The sequence below is a fragment of the uncultured Sphingomonas sp. genome (assembly GCF_937859915.1).
Lineage (GTDB): Bacteria > Pseudomonadota > Alphaproteobacteria > Sphingomonadales > Sphingomonadaceae > Solisphingomonas.
Genome location: NZ_CALMAW010000124.1, coordinates 1 through 15,171, shown reverse-complemented (window position 1 = coordinate 15,171; position 15,171 = coordinate 1). Strand labels below are relative to the sequence as shown.

At 70.1% G+C, this 15,171-nt stretch carries 12 protein-coding genes and 1 pseudogene; 10 read left to right on the top strand and 3 right to left on the bottom strand.

The features are described 5' to 3' along the window. The first annotated feature begins 10 nt into the window (after positions 1 to 10). From Q0326_RS16730 to lexA, 8 genes are all read left to right on the top strand, one after another. Positions 11 to 1,546, top strand: coding sequence for a chorismate-binding protein (locus Q0326_RS16730; RefSeq protein WP_298692660.1), 1,536 nt, complete (start codon positions 11 to 13; stop codon positions 1,544 to 1,546). Positions 1,547 to 1,606: 60 nt separating this feature from the next. Further along, positions 1,607 to 2,986, top strand: coding sequence for a methyl-accepting chemotaxis protein (locus tag Q0326_RS16725; RefSeq protein WP_298692658.1), 1,380 nt, complete (start codon positions 1,607 to 1,609; stop codon positions 2,984 to 2,986). A gap of 38 nt (positions 2,987 to 3,024) precedes the next feature. Beyond that, positions 3,025 to 3,624, top strand: coding sequence for an aminodeoxychorismate/anthranilate synthase component II (locus tag Q0326_RS16720; RefSeq protein WP_298692655.1), 600 nt, complete (start codon positions 3,025 to 3,027; stop codon positions 3,622 to 3,624). Next, a complete protein-coding gene (gene trpD / locus Q0326_RS16715; protein ID WP_298692654.1) occupies positions 3,621 to 4,616 on the top strand; it encodes an anthranilate phosphoribosyltransferase in 996 nt (331 codons plus the stop codon). The genes Q0326_RS16720 and trpD overlap by 4 nt, the downstream gene beginning before the upstream one ends. 121 nt (positions 4,617 to 4,737) lie before the next feature. Next, on the top strand, positions 4,738 to 5,529 hold the full coding sequence (gene trpC / locus Q0326_RS16710) for an indole-3-glycerol phosphate synthase TrpC (protein ID WP_298692651.1): 792 nt from the start codon (positions 4,738 to 4,740) through the stop codon (positions 5,527 to 5,529). Positions 5,530 to 5,641: 112 nt separating this feature from the next. Then, entirely contained in the window at positions 5,642 to 6,133 is a 492-nt protein-coding gene (moaC, locus tag Q0326_RS16705) for a cyclic pyranopterin monophosphate synthase MoaC (protein ID WP_298692649.1), read from the top strand. Continuing rightward, positions 6,130 to 7,317, top strand: coding sequence for a molybdopterin molybdotransferase MoeA (locus Q0326_RS16700; RefSeq protein WP_298692646.1), 1,188 nt, complete (start codon positions 6,130 to 6,132; stop codon positions 7,315 to 7,317). Before moaC ends, Q0326_RS16700 begins: the two co-directional genes overlap by 4 nt. A 78-nt stretch (positions 7,318 to 7,395) precedes the next feature. Then, the gene (gene lexA, locus Q0326_RS16695) at positions 7,396 to 8,067 is read left to right on the top strand and encodes a transcriptional repressor LexA (protein WP_298692644.1); all 672 of its coding nucleotides are present in this window, start codon (positions 7,396 to 7,398) and stop codon (positions 8,065 to 8,067) included. A gap of 285 nt (positions 8,068 to 8,352) precedes the next feature. Here lexA and Q0326_RS16690 read toward each other — a convergent pair whose 3' ends face one another. Continuing rightward, entirely contained in the window at positions 8,353 to 10,560 is a 2,208-nt protein-coding gene (locus tag Q0326_RS16690) for a ComEC/Rec2 family competence protein (protein ID WP_298692642.1), read from the bottom strand. A 9-nt stretch (positions 10,561 to 10,569) separates the two neighbouring features. Here Q0326_RS16690 and gltX point away from each other — a divergent pair, with 9 nt between their 5' ends. Both gltX and Q0326_RS16680 read left to right on the top strand, forming a co-directional pair. Further along, positions 10,570 to 12,045, top strand: a complete 1,476-nt coding sequence (gene gltX, locus Q0326_RS16685) for a glutamate--tRNA ligase (protein WP_298692639.1) — start codon at positions 10,570 to 10,572, stop codon at positions 12,043 to 12,045. 76 nt (positions 12,046 to 12,121) lie between these two features. Next, a complete protein-coding gene (locus Q0326_RS16680; protein ID WP_298692637.1) occupies positions 12,122 to 13,408 on the top strand; it encodes a citrate synthase in 1,287 nt (428 codons plus the stop codon). Between the two features lie 50 nt (positions 13,409 to 13,458). Here Q0326_RS16680 and Q0326_RS16675 read toward each other — a convergent pair whose 3' ends face one another. Beyond that, the gene (locus Q0326_RS16675; protein ID WP_298692634.1) at positions 13,459 to 14,829 is read right to left on the bottom strand and encodes a HAMP domain-containing sensor histidine kinase; all 1,371 of its coding nucleotides are present in this window, start codon (positions 14,827 to 14,829) and stop codon (positions 13,459 to 13,461) included. Next, positions 14,823 to 15,171, bottom strand: a pseudogene (locus Q0326_RS16670) (hypothetical protein); the annotation flags it as partial. The pseudogene Q0326_RS16670 and the gene Q0326_RS16675, both read right to left, overlap by 7 nt.

Genomic DNA, 15,171 nt, shown 5'->3' with positions numbered 1-15,171 from the left:
CCGCCGCGCAGTGAGCGCGGACGCCGATGCGCTCGCCGCCGCCGCGCTGGCCGCGGGGCGGCCGGCGCTGGTCTGGCGCCGCCAGATCGCCGACACCGAGACGCCAGTCTCCGCCGCGCTCAAGCTGATCGAGCCCGGTCGCGGCGACTATTTGCTCGAGTCGGTCGAGGGCGGCCGGACGCGTGGGCGGCACTCGATGATCGGCCTCGCCCCCGACCTGGTGTTTCGCGCACACGGCCGCGAGGCGGCGATCAACGCCAACTGGCTGGTCGATCGCGAGGCGTTCGCCCCCTGCCCCGATGACAGCCTGACCAGCCTGCGCGCGCTGGTCGCGCGGTGCCGGATGGACGTGCCTGCCGGGCTGCCCAAGGCGCTCGCCTGCCTGGTCGGCTATTTCGCCTATGAGACGGTCGGGCTGGTCGAGGACCTGCCCCGACCCGCGCCCAATCCGCTCGACCTGCCCGACATGCTGTTCGTGCGCCCGACGCTGATCCTGCTGTTCGACCGGCTGACCGACGAACTCTTCTGGGTCGCGCCGATTTGGCCCGACGGCGGCGTGAGCGCCGAGCAGGCGGTCGAGCGGATCGCGACGGCGCAGGCCCGGCTGGCGGGACCGCTGCCCTCGCGTTCCCCGGCGGACGCCGGGGCCCAGGCCGGCGGTGTGGGGCCTGGACCCCGGCCTTCGCCGGGGAACACGCTCGAGCCCGTCCTTTCCCCCGGCCGCTACGCAGAGATGGTCGCCGCGGCGAAGGACTATATTGCGGCGGGCGACATCTTCCAGGTCGTGCTCGCCCAGCGCTTCACGCGCGCTTTTCCGCTGCCGCCCTTCGATCTCTACCGCGCGCTCCGGCGGGTGAACCCCTCGCCCTTCCTTTATTTCCTCGACTTGCCCGGCTTCGCGCTGATCGGTTCCTCGCCCGAAATCCTGGTCCGCGCCCGCGACGGCGAGGTGACGATCCGCCCGATCGCCGGCACCCGCCCCCGCGGCAAGACCGACGCCGAGGATGCGCTGCGCCGTGACGAGCTGCTCGCCGATCCCAAGGAGCGCGCCGAGCATCTGATGCTGCTCGATCTCGGCCGCAACGACGTCGGCCGTGTCGCCGAGCCCGGCAGCGTGCGCGTCACCGAAAGCTATACGGTAGAGCTCTACAGCCACGTCATGCACATCGTCTCGAACGTCACCGGCCGGCTCGACGCTGACAAGGACGCGATCGACGCGCTGCTCGGCGGCTTCCCGGCGGGTACCGTCTCGGGTGCGCCCAAGGTCCGCGCCTGCCAGATCATCGCCCAACTCGAGCCCGAGATGCGCGGCGCCTATGCCGGCGGCGTCGGCTATTTCTCGCCCGATGGATCGATGGACAGCTGCATCGTGCTGCGCACCGCGGTGGTCAAGGACGGCGTGATGCACGTCCAGGCCGGCGCCGGGATCGTTGCCGACAGCGATGCCGCCGCCGAGCAGCGCGAGTGCGAGGCCAAGGCCGGCGCGTTGCTCGCCGCCGCGCGCGAAGCCGAAATGCGGGCAGCCGACGACGGGATTGATCGCTAGGTTAACCGTCCCTTAGGCAGAAGCAGGCACAAGCGAGGCTCGCTCCGGGGGTCCGCTCGAATGAATCTCGCCAATACCGTCCGCAAGGCTGCTAAGCTCTCGGGCGATCTCGGCATCCGTACGCTCGATCTCCAGGCCAATATCGCCGCGCTCGCCGAGCGCGTCACCGAACAGGCCGCGACCGTCGAGCAGATCGGAGTTGATGCCGACCGGCTCGAGCGCGACCAGCAGGCGGTCTCGATCACGGCGCGCAAGGCCAAGGAAAAGGCCTCCGCCGCGCATGACGTGATCGACCATTCGACCCGCCGGCTGTCGATCGCCAATGCCGACGTCGTCGACCTGATCGACCAGGTCAGCCATATTCATGCCGGGCTCGGCAGCTTCAACGCGGCGCTCGCCAGCGTCGCGCAGGTCACCGACGCGATCAGCCGGATCACCGGCCAGACCAACCTGCTCGCGCTCAACGCGACGATCGAGGCGGCGCGCGCAGGCGACGCCGGGCGCGGCTTCGCGGTGGTCGCGCAGGAGGTCAAGAAGCTCGCGCTCGAGACCGCGGCGGCGACGCAGCAGATCGATCGCTCGGTGCGCGCGCTGACCGGCGAGGCGGGCGCGATGCTTGGCCGCGTCGAGAGCGGCGTCGACAAGGCGCGCGCGGCGCAGAGCGGCACCCGTCAGATCGAGACGATGGTCGAGGAACTGCGCCAATTGATGACCGGCCTGTCCGACGACAGCGATGCCGTGTCGGGCGCGATGGACTCGATCGTCGGCGCGGTTTCAGGCGTGCGGCTCGGCATGGGCGCGCTCGGCACGACCTCGGGGGACAATGCCACCGACCTGACCCAGCTCAGCCGCCTGCTCGCGGCGGTCAGCGACGACACCAACGTGTTGCTGCAATATATCGCCGAGAGCGAGGTCGACATCCCCGACACGCCCTATATCCAGTTTGCGACCACGATGGCGGCGGCGATCTCGTCCGCGATCGAGGCGGATGTCGCCGCGCGGCGGATCGCGCTGGAGGACGTGTTCTCGGAACATTATCGCCCGATCCCGAACAGTTACCCCGCCAAGTTCGAGCATCCGATCGTGCCGTTCATCGTGCCGCCGGCGCGTCCCCACCAGGAGGCGGCGCGCGCGCTGACCGGCTTCTTCGGCCTGTCGGTGACCGACCGCAACGCCTTCGCCGCGGTGCAGATGCCCGAACGCTCGCTGCCCGAGCGCGCCGACCGTGCGTGGAACGAGGAATATAGCCGCCAGCAGCAGATTTTCGACAGCCCCGAGACGATCGTCCAGTGCAAGACGACGCAGCCTTTCCTGATCAAGGCCTATCGTCGCCCGATCGCCGGCGGCGGGGTGATGCTACTCAAGCAGGTGATCGCGTCGATCCATATCGCCGGGCGGCATTGGGGTATCTTGCAGCTGGCTTACCAGGACCAGGGCTGATCCCTTGCGTTAGGCGCGCGCCGCGCTAAGTCGCAGACATGATCCTCGTCATCGACAATTACGACAGCTTCACCTGGAATCTGGTCCATTATCTCCAGGAATTGGGCGCGACCGTCGAGGTCGTGCGCAACGATGCGATGGGCGTCGGCCAGGCGATGAGCAGCGGCGCCGAGGCCTTTTTGATCTCGCCCGGCCCCTGCACGCCGACCGAGGCCGGCGTCAGCCTCGATCTGGTCAGCGCCTGCATCGCGGCCAAACGCCCGCTGCTCGGCGTGTGCCTCGGTCACCAGTCGATCGGACAGGCGATGGGCGGCGCGGTCGTGCGTGCGAACACGCTGATGCACGGCAAGACCAGCCGGATCAGCCATGACGGCACCGGGCTGTTCGCGGGCCTGCCCTCGCCCTTCACCGCAACGCGCTATCATTCGCTGATCGTCCGCGAGGCGGATCTGCCGGCCGGCCTGCTCGTCAACGCGCGCAGCGAGGACGGCACGATCATGGGGCTTCGCCACGAAAGCCTGCCGATCCACGGCGTCCAGTTCCATCCCGAGAGCATCGCCACCGAACATGGCCATGCCATGCTCGCCAATTTCCTGCGCATCGCGGGGCTGCCCGTGCGCGACCGGCTCGCGGCATGAGCATGCTCGCTTTGCTTCCCGATCCCGCGACCCCGCTCGAGTTCGAGACCGCCGAGGCCGCGTTCGCCGACATCCTCGACGGCCGCGTCGCCGACGACAGCGTCGCCGCGTTCATCACCGCGCTGACGCTGCGCGAGGAAACCGCGACCGAGATCGCCGCGGCGGCGCGCGCGCTCCGCGAGCGGATGATCGAGGTGCGCGCCCCCGCAGGCGCGATCGACGTCTGCGGCACCGGCGGCGACGGCGCGCACAGCCTCAACATCTCGACCGCGGTCTCGATCGTGGTCGCCGCCGCCGGCGTCCCCGTCGCCAAGCATGGCAACCGCGCCGCGTCGTCCAGGGCGGGCGCTGCCGACACGCTGGAGGCGCTCGGCCTCAATCTCGACCGTGCCGCCGCGACCGCGGAGGAGACGCTCGCCGAGCTCGGCATCGCCTTTCTGTTCGCGCAGACGCACCATCCCGCGCTCGGGCGGCTCGCCGCGGTGCGCAAGGCGATCGGGCGGCGCACGATCTTCAACATCGTCGGTCCGCTGTGCAATCCGGCGCGGGTGACGCGGCAATTGGTCGGCGTCGCGCGCACCGATTTCATCGGCACGGTCGCCGAGGCGATGCGGCTGCTCGGCACGCAGAGCGCGATGGTGGTCGCCGGCGACGAGGGGCTCGACGAGCTGTCGATCGCAGGCGGCAGCAGCATCGTGCGGATCGGCATGTGCGGGGATCGCGAGGAGCAGGTCTCGCCCGCCGACATCGGTCTCGGGCTTCACCCGCTGACCGCGATCCGGGGCGGCGACGCGGCGTTCAACGCCGCCGCGCTCGCACGGCTGCTGGACGGCGAACGCGGTCCCTATCGTGATGCGGTGCTGCTCAACGCGGCCGCCGCGCTGATCGTCGCCGACAAGGCCGATGGCTGGGACGACGGCGCGACGCTGGCGGCGGAGGCGATCGACGACGGGCGCGCCAAGCTGCTGCTCGACCGCTGGATCGCGTTCTGATGAACCAAGCTCTTTCGTTCCCCGGCGAAAGCCGGGGCCAAGGCCTCACGCTTGCACGTGGCGGTCCGTCGGTCACGGGCTCCGGGCCTGGGCCGCAGCGTTCGCCGGGGAGCGGCGCATCATGACCACCGTCCTCGACAAGATCCTCGTCGCCACCCGCGAAGAGGTCGCGCGTCGCAAGTCCGTAGCGCCGCTGTCGGCTCTCGACGCCGCGATCCGCGCGCAGGCGCCGCCGCGGGGCTTTGCCGCCGCCCTGACCGCCAAGGCTGCGACCGGCCACGCGCTGATCGCCGAGATCAAGAAGGCGAGCCCGTCGAAAGGCTTGATCCGCGCCGATTTCGATCCGCCCGCGCACGCCCGCGCCTATCAGGACGGTGGCGCCGCCTGCCTGTCGGTGCTGACCGACAAGCCCTGGTTCCAGGGCGACGAGGCGTTCCTGATCGCAGCGCGCGAAGCCTGCACGCTGCCCGCGTTGCGCAAGGATTTCATGGTCGATCCCTGGCAGGTCGCCGAGGCGCGCGCGATCGGGGCGGATGCGATCCTCATCATCGTCGCGGCGCTCGACGACGGCGCGATGGTCGAGATCGAGGCCGCGGCGAGCGACCAAGGCATGGACGTGCTGGTCGAGGTCCACGACGAGGCCGAGCTCGAGCGGGCGCTGCGGCTGAACTCGCGGCTGATCGGCGTCAACAACCGCGACCTGCGCGACTTCTCGGTTGATCTCGGGCGGACCGAGACGCTGGCCACGCGCATGCCCGCCGGCACGATGATCGTCGCGGAAAGCGGGCTTTCGACCAAGGCCGATCTCGACCGGCTCGCCGCCGCCGGCATCCACCGCTTCCTCGTCGGCGAGACGCTGATGCGGCAAACAGATGTGGCAGCGGCGACGCAATTGCTTCTCACGGGACAATGAGCTCCTGCCCGACCCCGTTCGCACTGAGCGCAATCGAAGTGCATGGCAGAGACGGAGCGTTCGAAGCACGTCCATCGACATCGCTCAGGTCGAACGGATGGGGATGAAGCGCTTGGACAAACCCGCCCTTACCCACCTCGACGCCACCGGGGCCGCGCGCATGGTCGACGTCTCCGCCAAGCCCGCCACCGCCCGCGCGGCGACCGCAACCGGTCGTATCGCCATGTCGCCCGAGGCCGCCGCCGCGATCCGTGACGGCACCGCCAAGAAGGGCGACGTCATCGCGGTCGCGCGCATCGCGGGGATCATGGCCGCCAAGCGCACCGCCGAGCTGATCCCGCTCTGCCACCCGCTGCCGATCTCCGGCGTGACGCTCGATCTCGGTGTCGAGGACGACGGCGTCGTCGCCACCGCGACCGTGCGCACCACGCACGGCACCGGCGTCGAGATGGAGGCGATGACCGCGGTCTCGGTCGCGTTGCTGACGGTCTACGACATGGCCAAGGCGGTCGATCGCGGCATGGTGATCGGCGCGATCCGCCTGCTCGCCAAGTCGGGCGGACGCTCGGGCGACTGGCACGCACCCGACGAGCGCGCGGCATGAGCCTGCTGCCCGTCACCGACGCGCAGGCGCGGCTGCTCGCGCTGGGGACGCCGCTTGCGGTCGAGCAGGCCGCGCTGATCGATGCGGTCGGGCGCTGGGCCGCGGAACCGGTCGTCGCGGTCCGCGACCAGCCCGCGCACGATCTCTCCGCGATGGACGGCTATGCGATCCGCTATGCCGAGCGCCCCGGCCCGTGGACCGTGGTCGGCGAAAGCGCCGCCGGCGGCGGACTCGACCGGCCGCTCGCCCCCTATGAGGCGGCGCGCATCTTCACCGGCGCCCCCGTCCCCGCCGGCGCGGACAGCGTGCTGATCCAGGAAGAGGCGGCGCGCGATGGCGTCCGGCTGACGATGACCGGCGAGGGCCCGCTCAGGGCTGGCGGCAACGTCCGTCCGCGCGCGACCGATTTCGCGATCGGTGCGCCTCTCGTCGCAGCCGGCCAGCGGATCAGCGCGCGGCATGTCGCGCTCGCGGGAATCGGCGGCCATGGTACGATCCCGGTCCGCGCCCGACCGCGCATCGCGCTGATCTCCACGGGCGACGAACTCGTTCCGCTGGGCGCGCCGACGCCGGGCTCGCGACTGCCCGCCTCCAACGCGGCGATGCTCGCCGCGCTGCTCGCCGGGCGTCCGGCGACCGTCTTCGACCATGGCATCGTCCGCGACGATCTCGACGCCATCGCCGACGCATTCCGGCAAGCTGCAGAAACCGCGGACGTCATCGTCACCACCGGCGGGGTCTCGGTCGGCGACCATGACCTCGTTCGTCCCGCGCTCGACAAGGCCGGCGCCACGCTCGATTTCTGGCGCGTTGCGATGCGGCCGGGCAAGCCGCTGCTTGCGGGCCGGCTGGGCGACGCGATCGTGCTCGGGCTGCCGGGCAATCCGGTGTCGAGCTATGTCACCGCCTGCCTGTTCCTGCTGCCGCTGATCGCCAGGCTGGGCGGCGCCGCGGACCCGCTGCCGGCGACGCGCACGGTCATGCTCGGCGCCCCGTTGCCGCTCAACGGTATCCGCCAGGATTATCTGCGCGCGCGGATCACGGACGGCCGCGCCTACGCTCCCGACGGGCAGGATTCGGCCGCACTGGTCGCGCTCGCGAGCGCCGACGGGCTGATCGTCCGTCCTCCGCACGCGCCCGCCGCCGCTGCCGGCGACTCGGCGGAATTGCTTACTCTGGACTGATCGGGATGCGCAAAGAGCGTTGACACGTTCCTCCAGGTTTCCTACACGTTCGCCATCCGTTCTTCGGAAGGACCGGCGATGCTGACGCGCAAGCAACATGAACTGCTCTGCTATATCCACGACAGGCTCGAGGAGACGGGGGTGTCCCCCTCGTTCGAGGAGATGAAGGACGCGCTCGATCTCAAGTCGAAGTCGGGCGTCCACCGGCTGATCCGCGCGCTCGAGGAGCGCAACTTCATCCGTCGCCTGCCCAACCGCGCGCGCGCGCTCGAAGTGGTGCGGATGCCCGAGCGCGTCATCCCGCTCAAGCCATCGGCGGCGTCCGTCACGCTGCCGCCGCGGATCGAGATTCCTATGGCCGCCAACGACAGCGTGATCGAGCTGCCGCTACACGGCCGGATCGCCGCCGGCATGCCGATCGAGGCGATGGAGGGGCAGTCGAGCCTCGCCGTTCCCGCCGCGCTGCTCGGGCCGGGCGAGCATTATGCACTGGAGGTGTCGGGCGATTCGATGATCGAGGCGGGCATCCTCGACGGCGACTATGCACTGATCCGCAGGTCCGAGACCGCGCGCGACGGCGAGATCGTCGTGGCGCTGATCGACGAGGCCGAGGCGACGCTCAAATATTTCCGCCGCGAAGGGCAGATGATCCGGCTCGACCCCGCCAATCACGCCTATTCGCCGCAACGCTACCAGTCGGGCCAGGTGCAGGTGCAGGGCAAGTTGGCAGGGCTGTTGCGGCGCTATTGAGGCGGATCGGTCGGGCGGACCGGTTGCGCCACGCCAATGCGCTTCGGTGCAGTTGGTGTGACGTCGGTGAGAAACCATCATGTACTTCTTCGCCATCCCGGACTTGATCCGCGATCCATAGACGTGGCGCTGACCGTCGGGTGCTGCGTCAATGGATGCCTACCTTCGCGAAAATGACGGGAATTTCCGGCGGCGCGGGCCATCGCATCGCGCGAGGGCGACACCGCATCGATGGGACCGGCGCGCCGCCGTCGGTTGCAAGATCATCGTGCCAGCAGACCGCGCTCACCGCGTATCGAAGCCCCTGTCCGATGTCTTGCGCCCGGCCAAAGTCAGCGGCACCGGCGCCCAAGGATGCCCCGCCTGCATCTCTCGCACCGTGATCACCGCAGGCTCGGCCCCCAGCCGGATTGCGAGTCCCCCGGTATCGGCCAGCAACGTCCGATCCGCCTTGAGCCAGCGCGGTCGGCACCAGTCGGGCAGGCGACGATCGCTCACCACGATGTCCGCGGCCGCGCAGGCCTGCGCCATGGCCGGCCGGTCGACCGGATAGGGACTGCGCGTCGCGAGCAGATGCCATGCGCGACGACCGCAGACCAACGTCGCGGCACAGGTATCGGGGCCGCACAGCGTGTCGGGCAGCTCGTCGAGCACGATCGTACCGTCCGCATCGTGGCCCGAAAGTTCGGCCAGCGTCGAGCGCATATAGTCGCCGGTCCGCTCGCGCAGCAGCGCGACCTCCCCATCCGCGCCGCGCACCGCCAGATGGCGACCGTCGCCGGTGACGAACAGGTCGGCAGGATGCGTGGCCAGCGTCAGGACGATCCCGACGGCAACCCCGGCCGTCCCGACCAGCCGGACGCGCGTGCGCCACAGCGCCAGCCACAGCGCGCCCGCCATGATCGCGGCGAAGGCGGCGCGCGACATCGTCGGCACGAAGGTCACCGCGCCGGGCAGCGCGCCGGTCGTGTGCGCGATCCACAGCAGCAGCGCGATCGCGCGCGCCGTGACCCACCAGAAGGGCGCGCCGAGGCCCAATATGTCGGCGAGGAGCGCGAGCGCCTCGGCGGGCATGATCACGAAGGTCGTGAGCGGGATCGCGACGATGTTGGCGGCCGCCCCGTAGAGCCCGGCGCGATGGAAGTGAAAGATTGCGATCGGTGCCAGCGCGGCCTCGACGACCAGCCCGGTCAGCAGCAACGAGGCGAGTTCGCGCCCCAGCTTGCGCCGCCGCCCCTCGTCGCGCTGCTCGAACGCGCGCCGTGTCCAGGGCAGTTCGTGGAACGCGACGATCGACAGGATCGCGGCGAAACTCAGCTGGAAACTCGGGCCGGCGACCGAGTCGGGCCACCCCAGCACGCAGATCGTGGCACCCGCCGCGACCAGCCGCAGCGTCATCGCCTCGCGGCCGAGCGCGATCCCCGCGAGCACGACCAGCGCGGCGATCAGCGAGCGCACCGTCGGCACCTCGGCGCCGGTCAGCAGCGTATAGGCGATGCCGCACAATGCCCCGATCCCGGCCGCGATCAGCAGCAGCGGGGCGCGCAGCGCCAGCCACGGCCACAACGCCAGCAGCCGCAGTGCGACGAACATCGTCGCGCCCACCGCGGCGGTGAGGTGCAGGCCGCTCACCGACAGCAGATGCGCGAGGCCCGAGCGGCGAAACGCGTCGTTGTCGTCGACCGTCACCGCGCCCATGTCGCCGGTGACCAGCGCGGCCGCGACCCCGCCCCCGCCGCCGGGCAGTTCAGCCAGGATATGCCGAGTCAGCGTGATCCGCGCGTCGGCGAGCCAGACCGACGGCCCGCCGCGCGCAGCCGGCACCGCGACCCGGACCGGGTCGAGCGCGCGACCGGTTGCGCCGATGCCCTGGAACCAGGCCACCGCGGAATAGTCATAGGCGCCCGGCACCGCCGCGGCGGGCGGCGGCACCAGACGCGCCCGCAGCACGATGATCGCGCCGGGCATCAGTCCGGCCGGGACATCCTCCTGCGGCACGGTGAGGCGCACCAGCGCGGGAAGCCGCGCCGTCCCGGCGGGGCGGAGCAGCAAGCGGGTGGCGTCGCGTGCAGGCAGCGGCTCGACGCGCACGATCGTCGCGGCGAAGCGCGCCACCCGCGGCCGGACAAGCGTCGTGCCCCCCGCCCGTTCGGCGCGCACCCAGATCAGCGAACAGCCAAGCAGACAGGCAAGGGCGAACAGCGCCGCCGCCCGCCCGGTGCGTCCGCCGCGACCGAAGGCGAGCCCGAGCAACGCCACCGCCGCCATCGCCGAGAGGAAGCCGCACCACGCCGTCGGCGAGGGCAGCCAGAACCACGCGCCGACCCCGGTCACCAGCCCGACCGGCAGCCACAAGGGCAATTGCCCGCGCTCGGCCTCGAGCCAGTCCTCGAGTCGCGCGGACAGCCGGCGGCGGGCGGCCGGACCGGCCTCGTCCCGGCCGGTTTGTCGCCCACCAAACGCTATGCTAGGGCCCCGCGCGACGTCCCCCATTGGGCAATCATGGAGATACCGCGCGTGGGCGCAAGCACCGACGACATTGCGACCTCATCCGCGACCGGCACCGCCGCGCCCGTCGTGACACGCTTCGCCCCCTCGCCCACCGGCTATCTCCACATCGGCGGCGCACGCACCGCGCTGTTCAATTGGCTGTTCGCGCGCCACACCGGTGGCACCTTCCTCCTGCGCATCGAGGATACCGATCGCGCGCGCTCGACCCAGCCCGCGATTGAGGCGATTCTCGATGGGATGACCTGGCTCGGCCTCGATTGGGACGGCGACGAGGTCTATCAGTTCGCGCGCGCCAGCCGCCACGCGGAGGTCGCCTTCCAGCTGCTCGAGCAGGGCCATGCCTATAAATGCTTCGCCACCGCCGAGGAGCTCGAGGCAATGCGCGCCGAGCAGCGCGCCCAAAAACTGCCGATGCGCTATGACGGCCGCTGGCGGAATCGCGATCCCAAGGAGGCGCCCGACGGCGCGCCGTTCGTGATCCGGCTCAAGGCCGAGACCGAAGGCGAGACGACGATCCACGACCTCGTCCAGGGTGCCGTCACCGTCCGCAACGCCGAACTCGACGACATGGTGCTGCTCCGCTCGGACGGCACCCCGACCTATATGCTCGCGGTGGTGGTCGACGATCACGACATGGGCGTCACCCACGTCATCCGTGGCGACGATCATCTCAACAACGCCTTCCGCCAGCTCGGTATCGTCCGCGCGATGGCATGGCCGGTGCCGATCTACGCGCACATCCCGCTGATCCACGGGCCCGACGGCGCCAAGCTCTCCAAGCGCCACGGCGCGCTCGGCGTCGAGGCCTATCGCGACGAGATGGGCATCCTGCCCGAGGCGTTGTCCAACTATCTGCTCCGGCTCGGCTGGGGGCATGGCGACGAGGAAATGATCGGCCGGGATCGCGCGATCGAGATCTTCGATCTCGCCGGGATCGGCCGCTCGCCCGCGCGCACCGATCAGAAGAAGCTCGAAAATATCAACGGCCATTATATTCGTGAAGCCGACGACGCGCGCCTGACCAGGCTGGTCGCGCCGTTCACCGCGGCCAAGATAGGGCATGACCTGACAGCGGAAGACATTGATCTTTTGCAACGCAGCATGCCCGTTTTGAAACCACGGGCCAAGGATTTGCTCGATTTGGCCGAGGGCGCGACTTTCCTTTTTCGCAGTCGCCCCCTAGATGTCGACGATCGCGCAGCCGCCCTTCTGACGGGCGATGGCGCGGTCCTGCTTGCCGCTGCGGCAACGGCGCTCGCGTCCGTCGAATGGACCAGCGAAGCGCTCGACGCAGCGGTGCGCGGCGTGGCCGAGACGGCCGGCGTCGGGCTCGGCAAGGTGGCGCAGCCGCTGAGGGCGGCGCTCACCGGGCGGACCACCTCGCCGGGCATCTTCGACGTGCTGCTGCTGTTGGGTCGGGACGAGAGCCTCGCGCGTCTCGCCGATCAGGCCGTGGTGGCGAACTGATCTTGTGAACTGATCTCAGGCGCCGTGCGGCCCGGTCCTCGGGCTCTGCCAGGCGCCCCGAATGGAGGACGAAGGAATGGCTGACGGCACCGCCACGCTTGCGCTCGGCGACAAGAGCTTCGACTATAAGCTCATGTCGGGCACGGTCGGGCCGGACGTGATCGACATCCGCAAACTCTATGCGGACACCGATGCGTTCACCTACGACCCGGGCTTCACCTCGACCGCGAGCTGCCAGTCGGGCCTCACCTATATCGACGGCGATGCAGGCATCCTGCTCCACCGCGGCTATCCGATCGACCAGCTCGCCGACCAGTCGAGCTTCATGGAGGTTGCCTATCTGCTGCTCAACGGCGAGCTGCCGTCGGCGGACGAGCTCTCGACCTTCAAGGGCACGATCACGCGCCATACGATGGTGCACGAGCAGCTCGCGCAATTCTTCCGCGGCTTCCGCCGCGACGCGCATCCGATGGCGATCATGTGCGGCGTCGTCGGCGCGCTCTCGGCCTTCTATCACGATTCGACCGACATCACCGATCCCAAGCAGCGCGAGATCGCCTCGCACCGGCTGATCGCCAAGATGCCGACGCTGGCCGCGATGGCGTATAAATATTCGCTCGGCCAGCCCTTCGTCTATCCCGACAACACGCTGAGCTACACCGGCAATTTCCTCAAGATGACCTATTCGGTCCCGGCTGAGGAATATCATGTCGATCCGCTGATCGAGGCCGCGCTCGACAAGATCTTCATCCTCCACGCCGATCACGAGCAGAATGCCTCGACCTCGACCGTCCGGCTCGCCGGTTCGTCGGGCGCCAATCCCTTCGCCTGCATGGCCGCCGGCATCGCCTGCCTGTGGGGTCCGGCGCACGGCGGCGCGAACGAGGCGGCGCTCAACATGCTGCGTGAGATCGGCACTCCCGACCGCATCCCCGAGTTCATCGCGCGCGCGAAGAACAAGGACGATCCGTTCCGGCTGATGGGCTTCGGCCACCGCGTCTACAAGAATTACGATCCGCGCGCGACCGCGATGCAGAAGACGGCGAACGAGCTGCTCGATCATCTCGGCGTCACCGATCCGGTGTTCGACGTCGCCCGCGAGCTCGAGCAGATCGCGCTCAAGGATCAGTATTTCATCGACAAGAAGCTGTTCCCGAACGTCGACTTCTATTCGGGCGTGGTGCTCTCGGCGATCGGTTTCCCGACGACGATGTTCACCGTGCTGTTCGCGCTCGCCCGCACCGTCGGCTGGGTCGCGCAGTGGAACGAGATGATCACCGATCCGGCGCAGAAGATCGGTCGCCCGCGCCAGCTCTACACCGGCCCGGTGCAGCGCGACTATGTCGAGGCGACGAAGCGCTGAGCGACTGCTGAAATCCCCTCTCCCGCTTTGCGGGAGAGGGAGATCCGATTTCAGCCCGCTGGCAGCGTGAAGACGAAGCGGGCGCCTTCGCCAGCAACGCTCTCGATGACGATGTCGCCGTGCATCGCGCGCGCCAGCCGCCGCGAGATATAGAGGCCAAGCCCGGTCCCCGGCTCGCGCGCGCCCAGCCGCTCGAACTTGTCGAACACCCGCTCCGCATCTGCCGGCGCGACGCCGCGGCCCTGGTCCGCGACCACCGCCACCGCCCGGTCGCCACGCCGCTCGACCGAGACGCGCACGGTCGACCCCGCGGGCCCGTAGCGCACCGCATTGCCGATCAGATTGACCAGCACCTGCAGGACGCGCTTGAAGTCGCCGCTCGCCGGCAGCGTCTCGGCAAGATCGGGCTGTTCGATGCGCATGTCCTTGTCGTCGGCGCGGACCGAGAGCAGGCCGGCGGCGCGCCGCGCGATGTCGGCGAGGTCGAGCGGCTCGGCCTCGACGACAAGATCGTCGCGCTCGACCGCCTCGAGATCGACAAGATCGTCGATCAACCCAAGCAGATGCCGCCCGGCATTGGCGATATCGCCTGCATAGGCGTCATAGTCGCTGCGCACCGGCCCGACATCCTGTTCGCGGATCTGCTCCGCTGTCGCGACGATGCGGTGGAGCGGTGTGCGCAGCGCGGTATCGAGGCGGCGCGCGAAGGCGGCCTTGGCGCCGTCGTCGGGCTCATTCGCGACGACGAGCGGCGGTGCCGCGAGATCGAGCGCGAAGCCGCCGCCGCGAAAGCCCGTCATGCGGCCGACCGGATCGAGCAGCGGCACGCCCGCCAGCCGGAAGCGGCGATCGCTGCCGCGACGCGTGACGATCTGGTCGTCGAACATCTCGTGCCGCGCGAAGGCGTCGAGCAATGGCGGACCGCCCTCCTCGCCGTCGTCGAGCGCGAAGATCCGAGTCAGTGCCTCGCCGAGCGCGGGCTCGACTCCGTCGGCGGCGAGCGCGGCGACACCCTCGCCCGACAGCGCGACCAGCCGCAGCGTCGCGTCGGCCGCCCAGGTCCAGTCGGCCTCGGCCCGGATGAAGTCATAGTCGCGCAGCGGGCGCGGTGCCGGGATCGGGGGCGCGGCGGGGCGGTGCTTCCAGCCGACGATCGCGAGCGCGACACCGTCGTCATCGGGTCGCGCGCGCACCCACAGATCGAGATCTTCCTCGCCGTCGGCGGCGGTCAGCGCACGCGAGACCGGGATGGCGAGCCGCCGCGCCAGCCTTGCGAGCGCTGCCAGCTGCGGCACCGCGAGCGGACCGCCGGTAGCGCCGCCTGCCCGCAGATGCAGATCGGCGAGCGCCGGATCCGCCGAGACGAGCCGGCCTGCTCGGTCGATGCGACCGTGGACGGGGCTGTCTTCGGGGCTCAGCACGCGCGGCCGGCCAGCGCCGCGAGCGCATCGCGGTAGCGGGGCTCGAGCCGCGCGCGGCGGACATCGGCGCGCGCCGCCTCGACGGGGAGCGCCGCATAGCCGTCGACCAGCATCGCGGCGACCTCGCCCGGATCGACACCGAAGCCGCGATCGAGCGCGAGGGCCAGCGCGAGGATCATCGCGGCGGCGAGGTCGTGCTCGATCGCGCAGGCGCGGAGCAGCACGGTGAAGCGCGCCGGATCGGTCAGCATGGCGCGCGCGTCGTCGAAGCCGATGCCGGCCCGCACCGCGAGCATCGCGGCGAGGCTGGCGATCCGGCCGGCCGCCAGCGTGCCGCCAAGC